Annotated in this window: 12 protein-coding genes; all 12 read left to right on the top strand. The window is 65.0% G+C overall.

What is annotated here, in order from left to right:
• The first annotated feature begins 231 nt into the window (after nt 1-231).
• Nucleotides 232-1,686: an undecaprenyl-phosphate glucose phosphotransferase gene (locus C0541_RS06935; protein ID WP_115047364.1), complete on the top strand. Its 1,455-nt coding sequence runs from the start codon at nt 232-234 to the stop codon at nt 1,684-1,686.
• Nucleotides 1,687-1,780: 94 nt separating this feature from the next.
• A complete protein-coding gene (locus C0541_RS06930; RefSeq protein WP_161959962.1) occupies nt 1,781-3,067 on the top strand; it encodes a polysaccharide biosynthesis protein GumE in 1,287 nt (428 codons plus the stop codon).
• Nucleotides 3,064-4,140 carry an acyltransferase family protein gene (locus C0541_RS06925; RefSeq protein WP_115046937.1) on the top strand — a complete coding sequence of 359 codons (1,077 nt, stop codon included), beginning with the start codon at nt 3,064-3,066 and terminating at the stop codon, nt 4,138-4,140. The genes C0541_RS06930 and C0541_RS06925 overlap by 4 nt, the downstream gene beginning before the upstream one ends.
• A gap of 13 nt (nt 4,141-4,153) precedes the next feature.
• On the top strand, nt 4,154-5,242 hold the full coding sequence (locus C0541_RS06920) for an acyltransferase family protein (protein ID WP_115046935.1): 1,089 nt from the start codon (nt 4,154-4,156) through the stop codon (nt 5,240-5,242).
• Nucleotides 5,243-5,309: 67 nt separating this feature from the next.
• Nucleotides 5,310-6,452, top strand: coding sequence for a glycosyltransferase family 4 protein (locus tag C0541_RS06915; RefSeq protein WP_115046933.1), 1,143 nt, complete (start codon nt 5,310-5,312; stop codon nt 6,450-6,452).
• Complete coding sequence (locus tag C0541_RS06910; RefSeq protein ID WP_115046931.1) at nt 6,449-7,498, top strand: glycosyltransferase; 1,050 nt, start codon at nt 6,449-6,451, stop codon at nt 7,496-7,498. Before C0541_RS06915 ends, C0541_RS06910 begins: the two co-directional genes overlap by 4 nt.
• 17 nt (nt 7,499-7,515) lie before the next feature.
• Nucleotides 7,516-9,000: a lipopolysaccharide biosynthesis protein gene (locus tag C0541_RS06905; protein WP_161959923.1), complete on the top strand. Its 1,485-nt coding sequence runs from the start codon at nt 7,516-7,518 to the stop codon at nt 8,998-9,000.
• A 64-nt stretch (nt 9,001-9,064) separates the two neighbouring features.
• Nucleotides 9,065-10,264 (top strand): glycosyltransferase, encoded by a 1,200-nt coding sequence (locus C0541_RS06900; RefSeq protein ID WP_115046927.1) that lies wholly within the window; start codon nt 9,065-9,067, stop codon nt 10,262-10,264.
• A 36-nt stretch (nt 10,265-10,300) separates the two neighbouring features.
• A complete protein-coding gene (locus tag C0541_RS06895) occupies nt 10,301-11,095 on the top strand; it encodes a polysaccharide pyruvyl transferase family protein (RefSeq protein WP_115046924.1) in 795 nt (264 codons plus the stop codon).
• 4 nt (nt 11,096-11,099) lie between these two features.
• A complete protein-coding gene (locus C0541_RS06890) occupies nt 11,100-11,894 on the top strand; it encodes a WecB/TagA/CpsF family glycosyltransferase (protein ID WP_115046922.1) in 795 nt (264 codons plus the stop codon).
• Between the two features lie 35 nt (nt 11,895-11,929).
• Nucleotides 11,930-12,391 (top strand): cupin domain-containing protein, encoded by a 462-nt coding sequence (locus tag C0541_RS06885; protein ID WP_115046920.1) that lies wholly within the window; start codon nt 11,930-11,932, stop codon nt 12,389-12,391.
• 91 nt (nt 12,392-12,482) lie between these two features.
• Nucleotides 12,483-13,502: a TraB/GumN family protein gene (locus C0541_RS06880; RefSeq protein WP_161959922.1), complete on the top strand. Its 1,020-nt coding sequence runs from the start codon at nt 12,483-12,485 to the stop codon at nt 13,500-13,502.
• Nucleotides 13,503-13,584 lie beyond the last annotated feature (82 nt).

The following is a 13,584-nucleotide window of genomic DNA, read 5'->3' as shown; positions in this document are numbered from 1 at the left end:
CACAACGATGGGTTAATTGAAGTGACAACTGATTCAGCGTGGAAAAGGTTGGATCCCGTATGTTTCGGGCTCCTTCGTTTGAAAGTTTGTCTCTGTTGAAACAAAGGGCTGTCGTGCGATCTGGGGTCGGTAGGTATTACCGCGGTGATCGCTCGACGGAGATGATTGAAAGCTCGCGTGCGATTCGTATGTTCCCCCGCATGCACCGTATCGAGTTTGGAGGACATCCCCATGCTTTTGGCAGACTTGAGTAGCGCGACTTACACGACATCCTCGCCGCGATTGTTGTCCAAGTATTCGGCTGCGGCCGATCTGGTCCTGCGCGTCTTCGACCTGACCATGGTCGTGGTCTCCGGGCTGATCGCCTATCGCATCGTCTTCGGCTCCTGGGTGCCTGCGGCGCCGTACCGGGTTGCCATTGCCACCACGCTGCTGTATTCGGTGATCTGCTTTGCGCTGTTCCCGCTGTATCGCAGCTGGCGCGGGCGCGGGTTGTTGAGCGAGCTGATGGTGCTGGGCGGTGCATTCGGCGGCGTGTTCGCGCTGTTCGCGGTGCACGCACTGATCGTGCAGGTTGGCGAGCAGGTCTCGCGCGGCTGGATCGGGCTGTGGTTCGTCGGTGGCCTGGCCTCGCTGGTGGCGGCGCGCACGGTGCTGCGTGGTTTCCTCAATCACCTGCGCACCCAGGGTGTGGACGTGCAACGCGTGGTGGTGGTGGGTCTGCGCCATCCGGTGATGAAGATCAACCACTACCTCAGCCGCAATCCCTGGGTCGGCATGAACCTGGTCGGCTACTTCCGCACGCCGTACGACATCGCGGTGACCGAGCAGCGCCAGTCGCTGCCGTGCCTGGGCGATCCGGATGCGCTGATCGAATACCTGCAGGACAACCAGGTCGAGCAGGTGTGGATCTCGCTGCCGTTGGGCGAGCGTGACCATATCAAGCAGCTGCTGCAGCGCCTGGACCGCTACCCGATCAACGTGAAGCTGGTGCCGGACCTGTTCGACTTCGGCCTGTTGAACCAGTCCGGCGAGCAGATCGGCAACGTGCCGGTGATCAACCTGCGCCAGGGTGGTGTGGACCGTGACAATTACTTCGTGGTGGCCAAGGCACTGCAGGACAAGATCCTGGCCGTGATCGCGCTGATGGGCCTGTGGCCGCTGATGGCAGCGATTGCGGTCGGCGTGAAGATGAGTTCGCCGGGACCGGTGTTCTTCCGCCAGCGTCGGCATGGCCTGGGCGGTCGCGAGTTCTACATGTTCAAGTTCCGCTCGATGCGTGTGCATGACGACCACGGCACCACCATCCAGCAGGCGACCAGGAACGACAGCCGTATCACCCGTTTCGGTGCGTTCCTGCGTCGCAGCAGCCTGGACGAGTTGCCGCAGATCTTCAACGTGCTCGGCGGCAGCATGTCGATCGTGGGGCCGCGTCCGCATGCCGCGCAGCACAACACCCATTACGAAAAGCTGATCAATCACTACATGCAGCGCCATTACGTCAAGCCGGGCATCACCGGCTGGGCGCAGGTCAATGGATTCCGTGGCGAAACCCCGGAGCTGCGGACGATGAAGAAGCGCATCCAGTACGACCTGGACTACATCCGTCGCTGGTCGCTGTGGCTGGATATCCGCATCATCGTGCTGACCGCAGTACGTGTGCTCGGACAGAAGACCGCGTACTGATGATGGCGGGGAGTGTGCGACCTGGCGCTTCACGCGCCGCGGGCGGCTGCATCGCAGCCGCCCCTCTCAAGCAGGCGTCTGCATGCTGATCCGAATGAGCGACCAGGCCCGCGTTCGCTGGCACAACCTGCTGATCGAACTGACGCTGCTGGTCGGCGTCGGTTACAACCTTGTGCTGGCGCTGATCAACGCGAACGTGTTCACCGTCCGTCCGGTGATCACCTACGCCGTCGAGTTCATGGTCTATGCCGCGTGCTTTCTGCTCGGCCTGGGCTCGATGAGCCGCAAGCGCATTGCGCTGATCATCAGCGGGCTGGGGCTGATCGTCACCCTGATGTTCGTGCGCTTCCTGGTGAACTGGCAGATCGATCCGAAGTTCTTCCGCGATGCGCTGGTGGTGTTCGCGTTCGTGGTGCTCGGTTCGGCCTACACCGGCTCGGTGCCCAAGCTGTTCGTGCGCATGACCATCATCGTCTCGCTGGTGGCGGCATTCGAGTTGGCGATGCCCAGCGCCTATGGCGACCTGGTCAACCCGAAGAGTTTCTTCGTCAACGCACGTGGCATGAGCGCGGAAGGGTTCTGGAACGAAGACAGCAACCTGTTCGTCAGTGCCACGCGACCGGGCGAGCGCAACTTCCTGCCGGGCTCCAATCTGCCGCGCGCCTCCTCGATGTTCATCGAGCCGGTGACGATGGGCAACTACATCTGCTTCTTTACCGCGATCGTGCTGGTGTTCTGGCGCTGGATGCGGCCGGCGATGCTGGTTCTCTCGGTCGGCCTGATCGGGTTCATGGTCGTGGCCTCCGACGGACGACTTGCGGCGGGCACCTGCGTGCTGATGGTGCTGCTGTCGCCGCTGTTGAAACGCCTGGATCAACGCCTGGCCTTCCTGATTTTCCTGGTCGTGATCATGACCGCGTGGCTGCTGGTGTGGATCACCGGGATCACTGCCTATCAGGACAACACCATGGGCCGGGTCTTCTTCACCGTCTACTCGATGAACAACCTGTCCTTCAACTCGTGGATGGGCCTGGATTTCGCGCAGGCCTACCGTTACTTCGACAGCGGCATCGCCTACTTCATCGCCTCGCAGTCGATCGTGGGCGTGCTCGCGTTCCTGCTGTCGTATTCGTTCCTGTTGTTGATGCCGAGCAAGGAAGGGCAGCTGTTCAAGAACCTGGCGATCTTTGCGTTCGCGCTGAGTCTGCTGGTGTCCAACGGCTATTTCTCGATCAAGACATCGGCGTTGTGGTGGTTCGTCTGCGGCTGCATGTGGCACATGCTGCCGACCTGGTCCGCTGCAACCGCTGCGCGGCTGCCCACACAGGCTCCAGCCGGCGACCAGGCGCCATTGCCACTCCCCGCAGGAGGCACGCGGTGAGTGTGGCGGCAACGCCGGCGCCGCCATCGGTCGCGCCGGTTGCCCGCAGCGGGCGCAGCCGCGATCCGCGGATCGATGCCGCCAAGGCGCTGGCGATCCTGCTGGTGGTGTTCTGTCACGCCAAGGGCGTGCCGCATGCGATGACCTTGTTTGCCTACAGCTTTCATGTGCCGCTGTTTTTCATGGTGTCCGGCTGGCTGGCATCCGGCTATGCGTCGCGCACCACCGGGTTGTCGCAGACGATCAGCAAGCAGGCGCGCAGTCTGCTGCTGCCGTATGTGACGTTCTATCTGCTCGGATACGCGTACTGGTTGCTGACGCGCAATATCGGCGAGAAGGCGGCGCGGTGGGGCAGCCACCCGTGGTGGGAGCCGATCGTGGCGATGTTCACCGGTATTGGCCCCGATCTGTACGTGCAGCCGCCGCTGTGGTTCCTGCCGGTGATGCTGGTGACGGTGGTGAGCTATGTGGTGCTGCGCCGCTGGATGTCGCCGGTGGTGATCGCGCTGGTGTCGTTGATCCTGGCCGGGTACTGGATGCACTGGTTCCCGGGCCAGCAGCTGCGACTTTTCTTCGGCCTCGACGTACTACCGGTGTCGCTGTGCTTCTACGCGCTGGGGGCCTTGCTGATCCATGTTTCCGCGCGTCTGCCGACCTCCTTGACGATGAGCGCGCTGGCGACGCTGCTGCTGGCGTTGCCGGTGGCCTGGCTGGCCGATCGTAATGGCCGCATCGACGTCAACATGCTGCAATTCGGTCGCAGCCACGCCGGGTTCGTGGCCAGCGCCGTACTCGGCTCGTTGATGGTGATCTGTGCCGCACGGCTGGTGCAGGGCTGGGCCTGGATACAGTGGATCGGCCGCAATACCTTGCTGATCCTGTGCACCCACATGCTGGTGTTCTTCGTGCTCTCCGGTGTCGCGGCGCTGGCCGGCGGATTCGGTGCCGCGCGCCCTGGCCTGGGGTGGGCGTTGTTCGTGACGGTGTTTGCGCTGCTGGCATGCGTGCCGTTGCGCTGGGTGCTGATGCGGTTTGCGCCGTGGACCCTGGGCGCCCGCGCGGTGGCGGCATGAGCGGTACTGCGCCATGACCGCCGCAGCGTCTTCCGGCGCTGCCGGGCACCGCGACCTGGAAGCCAGGGTCGCCCCGGCGCCGGCCTTGACCCGCGATTGGCAGATCGATGCCGCGAAGGCGCTGGCCATCGTGCTGGTGGTGTTGGGGCATGCCAACGGCATGCCGGCCGCCTACAAATTGTTCGCCTACAGTTTTCATGTGCCGCTGTTTTTCGTGCTGTCCGGCTGGGTGGGCGAGCGTTTCGGCCACCGCACCCTGACGCCGGCGACGATCGGGAAGCTGGCGCGCACCTTGCTGGTTCCCTATCTGGCGTTTTTCCTGGTGGCCTACGCCTGCTGGTTGCTGATGGGAGTGACCAGCCGCGCGCCGCATCCATCGCATGTCCTGCCGTGGTGGGATCCGTTCATCGGTCTGTTCTGGGCCAATGGCACGCGTCTGTACGTGCTGCCGGCGTTGTGGTTCCTGCCGGCCTTGTTCGTCACCACGCTGGCCTACCTGGCCTTGCGTATGCGCCTGACGACCGCGGCCGTGACTGCAGCCAGCCTGTTGCTCGCCTTGGCATGGGCGGGCTGGTTTCCATCAATGCACCTGCGGCTTCCGTTCGCACTGGATGTGCTGCCGGTCGCGCTGTTCTTCATCGCCGTTGGCGGGTGGCTGTCGCGCTACGCCGATGCACTGCGCGCGCTTGGCGCCGCGGTGTGGGCGTTGGCACTGCCGGTGCTGGTGGCCGCGTGGTGGTGGCTGGCCGGCTGGAACGGGCAGGTGGATGTGAACAATCTGCAGTTCGGGCACTCCGCTGTGGTGTTCCTGCTGGTCAGCCTGCTGGGCACCGCGATGACCTTGTGCGTGGCGTATTTCATTCGGCAGTGGCGTTGGCTGCAGTGGATCGGTGGCAATACCTTGCTGATCCTGTGCACGCACACACTGGTGTTTCTGGTGCTCACCAGTGTGGTGGCACGAACGGGCGTGATCGCGCGCAGCCTGATCGGTACACCGCCCTGGGCGATGAGCCTGAGCGCGTTTGCGGTGGCGGCCAGTGTGCCGATGCGTGCTGCGCTGGTGCGCGTTGCGCCGTGGATGTTGGGATTGAAACGTATATGACGAGCTTCCAGAATGAGCAGCCGCGCATGCAGATGCGTCTGCGTCGCTGGCACAGGAGATTGGCGTAATGAAAGTGGTGCATGTCGTCCGCCAATTCCATCCTTCGATCGGAGGCATGGAGGAAGTCGTTCTGAATGTGGCCCGTCAACACCAGGCCACCAGTGCCGATACGGTGGAGGTCGTGACCCTGGACCGGGTGTTCACCGATCCGGGTGCACAGCTCGCGGCGCAGGAGACGCACCAGGGCCTGCCGATCCGGCGCATCGGGTATCGCGGTTCCTCGCGTTATCCGTTGGCGCCGTCCGTGCTGGGCGCGATCCGCTCGGCCGACCTGGTCCACCTGCATGGTATCGATTTTTTCTACGACTATCTGGCGCTGACCAAGCCGCTGCATGGCAAGCCGATGGTGGTGTCCACGCACGGCGGCTTCTTCCACACCGCGTATGCCTCGCGGATGAAGCAGCTATGGTTTCAGACGCTCACGCGCGCCTCTGCGTTGGCGTATGCGCGGGTGATCGCCACCAGCGAGAACGACGGCGAGCTGTTCGCCAAGGTGGTGTCGCCGGCGCGTTTGCGGGTGATCGAAAACGGCGTGGACGTGGAGAAGTACGCAGGGCAGGGCGCAGCGACGCCAGGGCGGACCATGATGTATTTCGGCCGCTGGTCGGTGAACAAGGGCCTGATCGAAACCCTGGAGCTGCTGCAGGCGGCACTGCAGCGCGATCCGCAGTGGCGCTTGATCATTGCCGGGCGCGAATACGACTTGAACGAGGCCGACCTGCGCAAGGCGATCGCCGAGCGGGGCCTGCAGGACAAGGTGCAGCTCAGCATGTCGCCGTCGCAGGAACAGCTGCGCAGCCTGATGCAACAGGCGCAGTTCTTCGTCTGCCTGTCGCGCCACGAAGGCTTCGGCATCGCCGCGGTCGAGGCGATGAGTGCAGGCCTGATTCCCATCCTCAGCGACATCCCGCCGTTCGTGCGCCTTGCCAGCGAATCGGGCCAGGGCGTGATCGTCAACCGCGACAGGATCGATGCGGCCGCAGACCAGGTGCAGGCGCTTGCGCTGCAGGCGGATGCGGACTTCGCTACGCGTCGTGCAGCGTCCATGGCGTACGTGAGCCGCTACGACTGGAAGCATGTGGTCGGGCGCTACGTCGACGAGTATCACGCCGCGTTGGGCACCCGCCGTCCACAGGGGGCAGTGCGATGAGCGCGCCTGCGACGGCAACGGCTGGGCGGGCGGCCGCGCAGCCGCAGGTCACCGTGCTGTTCTCTACCGAGAAGCCCAATGCCAGCACCAATCCGTATCTGACCCAGCTGTATGCGTCGCTGCCCGATGCAGTGCAGCCGCGCTTCTTTTCGATGCGCGATGCGCTGGTGTCGCGCTACGACGTACTGCATCTGCATTGGCCGGAATACCTGCTGCGCCATCCCAGTGCGGTCGGCACCCTGGCAAAACAGGTATGTGCGGCGTTGTTGCTGCTCAAGCTGCAGGCGACCGGCACGCCGGTGGTGCGCACCCTGCACAACCTGGCACCGCACGAGGATCGCGGCTGGCGCGAGCGCGGCCTGTTGCGCTGGATCGATCGGCTGACGCGTCGCTGGATCCGCATCAATGCAACCACGCCGCCGCGACCGCCGTTCACCGACACCATCCTGCACGGCCATTACCGCGAGTGGTTTGCGACGATGCCGCAGGGCACGCCGGTGCCGGGGCGGCTGCTGCACTTCGGCCTGATTCGCCCGTACAAGGGAGTGGAGACGCTGCTGGAGGTGATGCGTCAGGTCGATGATCCGCGCCTGAAGCTGCGCATCGTCGGCAACCCGGCCACGCCGCAGATGCGCAGCCTGGTGGAGGAGGCCTGCACGCAGGATCCGCGCATCAGCGCCTTGCTGGCCTACGTCGAAGAACCGGTGCTGGCACGCGAAGTCAGCGAGGCCGAGCTGGTGGTGCTGCCGTACCGGCAGATGCACAACTCCGGCACCTTGTTGCTGGCGCTGTCGTTGGCGCGTCCGGTGCTGGCGCCGTGGAGCCAGTCCAATGCGGCGATCGCCGAAGAAGTCGGCCCCGGGTGGGTGTTCCTCTACGAGGGCGAATTCGATGCGGCATTGCTGACCGGCATGCTGGACCAGGTGCGCGCCGCGCCCCGCGGCCCGGCGCCGGATCTATCGCAACGCGACTGGCCACGGATCGGACAGCTGCACTACCGCACCTACCTGGAAGCGCTCGGCAAGGATGGAGACGCCGCGCTGTGACCGCAGAGATCCCGACGATGAATTCCCCCACGCCGCCGCCACAGCGCAGCCTCGGTTCGCGCGCCGCCGGTGGTGCAGCGGTGACCATGATCGGCCAGTCGGCCAAGATGGTCGTGCAGTTCGGCGGCATCATCCTGCTGGCGAGGCTGCTGACGCCTTACGACTATGGCCTGATGGCGATGGTCACCGCGATTGTCGGCGCGGCCGAGATCCTGCGCGATTTCGGCCTGTCTGCCGCTGCCGTGCAGGCCAAGCACGTCAGCCGCGAGCAGCGCGACAACCTGTTCTGGATCAACAGCGGCATCGGCTTGTCGCTGTCGGTGGTGGTGTACGCCTGCGCGCATGTGATCGCCAACTTCTACAAGGAACCGGCGCTGGTGACGATCTCGCAGGCGCTGGCAGTGACTTTCCTGATCAACGGCATGACCACGCAATACCGCGCGCACCTGAGCCGCGGGCTGCGTTTTGGCCAGGTTGCGCTCAGCGATGTGGGATCGCAGGTGCTGGGCCTGGGCGCTGCCGTCGCTGCCGCCTTGCTGGGCTGGGGCTATTGGGCGCTGGTGGTGCAGCAGGTGGTGCAGGCGGTGGTCAATTTCATCATCGCTGCGAGCTGTGCGCGCTGGTTGCCGGGTGGGTATCAACGCTCGGCGCCGATGCGCGACTTCATGAGCTTCGGCTGGAACCTGATGGCCGCGCAGTTGCTGGGCTATGCCAGCCGCAACGTCGGCCAGGTCATCATCGGGTGGCGGACCGGCCCGGACGCACTGGGCCTGTACAACCGCGCGTTCCAGTTGCTGATGATGCCGTTGAACCAAATCAACGCGCCTGCCACCAGCGTGGCGTTGCCGGTGCTGTCGCAGCTGCAGGACGACCGCGAACGCTTCAGCGCCTTCCTGCTGCGCGGGCAGACGGTGATGGTGCATCTGATCGTGGCGCTGTTCGCCTTCGCCTGTGCGCTGGCCATGCCGCTGATCGTGCTGGTGCTCGGCGAGCAGTGGCGCGAGGCCGTGCCCTTGTTCCAGGTGCTGACGCTGGGCGGTATCTTCCAGACGGCGTCCTATGCAACCTACTGGGTGTTCCTTGCCAGGGGCCTGATGCGCGCGCAGTTGCTGTTCTCGCTGGTCAGCCGCATCGTGCTGATCGGCTGCATCTTCGTCGGCTCGCGCTGGGGCGCGATGGGCGTGGCAATCGGCTATTCGTTCGGTCTGCTGGTGACCTGGCCGTTGTCGCTGGTCTGGGTCGGCAAGATCTCCGACGCGCCGGTGGGTGCGCTGTTCACCAACGCGGTGCGCGCGATGACTGCGTATGGCGTGGCGGGGGGATGCGCGTACTACGCCTCGATCACCGTCGGTGGCCCGCTATGGCAGCAACTGGCCGTCGGTGCGGCCACGATGGCGGCGGTCTGCCTGCTGGCGTTGGCGATCTGGCCGGCATTCCGTCGCGACGTGATCGCCATCCTCAACATCCGCAAGTTGCTGAAGCAGGCCAAGGCACGCCAATGAGATCGACCTCGTCTTCGCCTGCGTTCCTGCATGCTTTCTCCCACTCATTCATAGGACACGGCCCATGAGCGATACACCCGCCGCCGCTTCCGGCATTCGCCGGCCTTGCTATCTGGTCCTGTCCGCCCACGATTACCGCACGCCACGGCGCGCCAATATCCATTTCATCACCGACCAGCTCGCGCTGCGCGGCACCACGCGGTTTTTCTCGCTGCGCTATAGCCGGCTGTCGCGCATGAAGGGCGACATGCGGCTGCCGCTGGACGACACCGCCAATACCGTGGTCTCGCACAAGGGCGTGGAATGCTATCTGTGGCGCACGACGGTGCATCCGTTCAACACGCGCCGCGCCTGGCTGCGCGCGGTCGAGGATGCGATGTTCCGGTGGTATGCCGCGCACCCGCCGCGCCAGTTGCTGGACTGGATGCGCGAGGCGGACGTGATCGTGTTCGAAAGCGGTATCGCGGTGGCGTTCATCGAGCTGGCCAAGCGCGTCAATCCGGCAGCCAAGCTGGTCTATCGCGCCTCCGATGGCCTGAGCACGATCAATGTCGCGTCCTATATCGAACGCGAGTTCGACCGGGTTGCACCGAGGCTGGATGTGATCGCACTGGTGTCGCCGGCAATGGCGGAAGAAGTGGCAAGCCGCGACAACGTGTACCACGTCGGTCACGGCGTGGACCACAACCTGGATCAGCTGGGCGACCCGTCGCCGTATGGCGAGGGCATCCATGCAGTCGCGGTGGGCTCGATGTTGTTCGATCCGGAGTTCTTCGTGGTGGCCAGCAAGGCGTTCCCGCAGGTCACCTTCCATGTGATCGGCTCGGGCATGGGCCGGCATCCCGGCTACGGCGACAACGTGGTGGTCTATGGCGAGATGAAGCATGCCGAGACCATCGGCTACATCAAGCACGCCCGGTTCGGCATCGCACCCTATGCGTCCGAGCAGGTGCCGGTGTATCTGGCCGATAGTTCGATGAAGTTGCTGCAATACGATTTCTTCGGCCTGCCTGCGGTGTGCCCGAATGCCGTCGTGGGGCCGTATCAATCGCGTTTCGGCTACACTCCCGGCAATGCTGAGTCCGTTGTTGCGGCCATCAGTCGCGCGCTGGAAGCACCGCGGGTGCGCTACCGCCAGTGCCTGAATTGGTCCGACACCACCGACCGCGTACTCAATCCCGGTGCGTATCCGGAAACCCGTTTGTACCCGCAGCAAGATGGTGCAGCCGCACGTGCTTCTTCGGAGGCCGCGCTCTCGCACTGACGCGGCGCACCCAACTTTAGAAGGAGACTGCTCGTTATGGCCAATGCTTTGCTGCAGAAATGGATCGAACATGCGGAACGCCGTGCCTTGTTCTGGTGGCAGCCGAAAAATGCCGGCGTCAACATGGGCGATCATCTGTCCAAGGTGATTGTGTCCTGTGTGCTCTCCCTGCAGGACAAGACGCTGATCGAGAAACGCGATCTCAGCAAGAAGCTGATCGCCATCGGCTCGGTGCTGCATTTTGCCAAGGACGGCGACACCGTCTGGGGCAGCGGCATCAACGGCAAGATTCCCGCCGAGCGCAATACCTTCAGCACGCTCGACGTGCGTGCAGTGCGTGGGCCGAAGACGCGGCAGTTCCTGCTCGATCGCGGGATCGCGGTGCCGGAAGTGTATGGCGATCCCGGCCTGCTGACACCGATGTTCTTCCCCGCCGATGCGCTGGGAACGGCGAACAAGCGCCCCTTCGCCATCGTTCCGCATTTCAACGAGCCGGTCGAGAAGTACAGCGCGTACGCCGATCACCTGGTGTTTCCCAACGTCAAGCCCGCGACGTTCATGGGTGCGCTGCTGGGTGCCGAGCTGGTGATCAGCAGTTCGCTGCACGGGCTGATTCTCGCCGAGGCGTACGGAATACCGGCGGTGTACCTGGACTGGGGCAACGGCGAGGATCGTTTCAAGTACGACGACTACTACAACGGCACCGGACGCATGCAGTGGCACTCGGGCAACAGCGTGGAAGAGTGTCTGCAGCTCGGTGGCAACGGCGACTTCGACCTGGAAAAACTGCAGGCCGGGCTGCTGGCCGCGTTTCCCTACGACCTTTGGTGAATCGATGATGCAGGGCCGGCACGTGGATACGGAGGGGACGGCAACCGCCAGCACCGCGGTGCCGCAAGGCGTGGTGATTCCGCTGGGCGGATTTCCGGTGCTTTCCACCACGCAGGAAGCGTTTGCGCTGGAGTTGTTTCACGCATTGGCCGCCCGGCAACCACGCCGGGTGTTTTTTGCCAATACCAACTTCATCGTGCAGTGCCAGGCATTGCGTCTGCGCATGCGCGAGCCCAGCGTGCGCATCGTCAACGACGGCATCGGCATGGACCTGGCGGCACGCCTGATCCATGGCCGCCGCTTTGCCGGCAACCTCAATGGCACCGACCTGATTCCGTACCTGTGTCGCGAAGCCGCGCAGCCGCTCAAGTTCTTCCTGCTCGGCGGTCGCCCGGGTGTGGGCAAGACCGCTGCCGCGACCTTGACCGGCACGCTGGGCCAGCAGGTGGTGGGCATGTGCGACGGCTACGGCGAATTTGCCGCCGCCGGCGAGGGCCTGGCCGAGCGCATCAATCGCTCGGGCGCCGATGTGCTGCTGGTGGCCTTCGGCAACCCGTTGCAGGAGCGCTGGATCCTGGATCATGGCAAGGCCTTGAACGTGCCGCTGGTGTTCGGCGTCGGCGCGTTGCTGGATTTCCTGTCCGGCACCGCCAAACGTGCGCCGGATTGGGTGCGGCGCGTGCATATGGAATGGATGTACCGGCTGCTCAACGAGCCGCGCCGCCTGCTCAAGCGCTACAGCTGGGACCTGCTGGTGTTCTTCCGCACCTGCCTGCGTGCGGGCAAGCATCTGCCGTGATGCACGCGCGGCGCTGGCTGGCTTAGCATGTCCGCATGCATCCGACCGCCGCCGCCCTGATCCGTTCGCTGGAACTCGCCCCGCATCCCGAGGGTGGGCATTTCCGTCGTGTGTATGCGTCCGCGCGCCAGGTGAGCGATGGCGGCCAGCCGCGGCCGGCGCTGACCGCCATCCGTTTCCTGCTGGCTGCCGGCGAGTCCAGCGCCTGGCATCGCGTGGATGCGGAAGAAAGCTGGCATTGGCAGCAGGGCGATGCGCTGGAGCTGTCGATCTACGACGAAGCCAGCGGGCAGCTGCAACGCCTGATCCTGGATGCCGCCGGGCGTGGCGAGCTGATGCACGTGGTGCCGGCAGGGTGCTGGCAGGCGGCGCGCTCGCTGGGTGATTTCACCCTGGTGGGCTGCACGGTCTCGCCGGGCTTCGTCTGGGAAGGGTTCGCGCTGCTCGACGGCGACTCGCCGCTGGCGGCGCACCTGGCCAGCCTGGAGCCACGCTGAGCCCTTGGCCGCGGCGGCGTCGAACGTTTCCCTAACGCGGCCAGCGCCGGCTTGGCGTAGTGTCCGCGTCTCACACAGGGGGCGAGACGTGATGCGAGGCCAGCGGGCGGTATGCGGCGTGGGAGCGATGCTGGTGTCGTTGCTGGCGGTTGCCGGCGATGGCGTCAAACCGCAGCTGACCGCGGCATCGCCGCCGGCCGTGGTCGAGCTGGAAGCGATGGTGGTGCGTGGCGTGCAGCCCGGCCCGGGCCTGTGGAAGGTCAGCAAGGGCGATCATGTGCTGTGGATCCTGGGCACGGTCTCGCCGCTGCCGAAGCGGCTGCAGTGGCAGTCGGCCGAGGTGGAAGCGATCATCGGCCAGTCGCAGCAGGTGCTGATGGCACCGACCGTCCAGATCGATGCGGACATGGGATTCTTCGGCAAGCTGACCCTGCTGCCCTCGGCGATGAAGGCGATGAAGAACGAGGACGGCCGCGAGCTGCGCGAGCTGCTGCCGGCCGAGTTGTATGCGCGCTGGTCGGTTGCCAAGGCACGCTATCTCGGCAATGACCGTGGGGTGGAGCGCAAGCGCCCGATGCTCGCCGCCGGGGAGTTGTATCAGGCGGCGATCAAGCGTTCCGGCCTGGCGCGCTCGCCGGTGATCTGGTCGGTGGTGGAGCGTGCCGCCAAGCGCGCCGGGATCAAGCCCACTCCCACCGCGCTGGATTACAAGATCGCCGACCCGCGCCAGGCCATCAGGGAGTTCCGCGCCGGCGGCATGGACGACACCGCGTGTTTTCGCAGCATCCTGGTCACCGTCGAGCGCGACCTGCCGACGATGGTCGAACGCGCCAACGCCTGGTCGGTGGGCGACATCGAGGCACTGCGCCAGTTGCCACGCGAGGATCCGCAGGCCGCCTGCATGAGCGCCATGGCCAGTTCCGGCGCCGCCAGGAAGCGCGGCATCGACGATCTGGAACGGCGCATGCGCGAGCATTGGCTGGGCATCGCCACCACCGCGCTGCAACGCAATCGCAGCACCTTCGCGGTGCTGCCGATCAGCCGGCTGACCGCGACCGATGGCTATCTGGCGCGCTTGCAGGCGCTGGGGTACGCGGTGGAAGCGCCCTGAAACGTGGGCGCGCGTGCGTGGCAATCGTCGGCTGGAACGAGGTGGTGAGCGGCTGAGCGCCGCCCTGTCTCTTATACACATC

The organism is Xanthomonas arboricola (assembly GCF_003353015.1).
Classification (GTDB): domain Bacteria; phylum Pseudomonadota; class Gammaproteobacteria; order Xanthomonadales; family Xanthomonadaceae; genus Xanthomonas; species Xanthomonas arboricola_E.
This window is presented reverse-complemented; position numbering and strand designations above follow the sequence as displayed.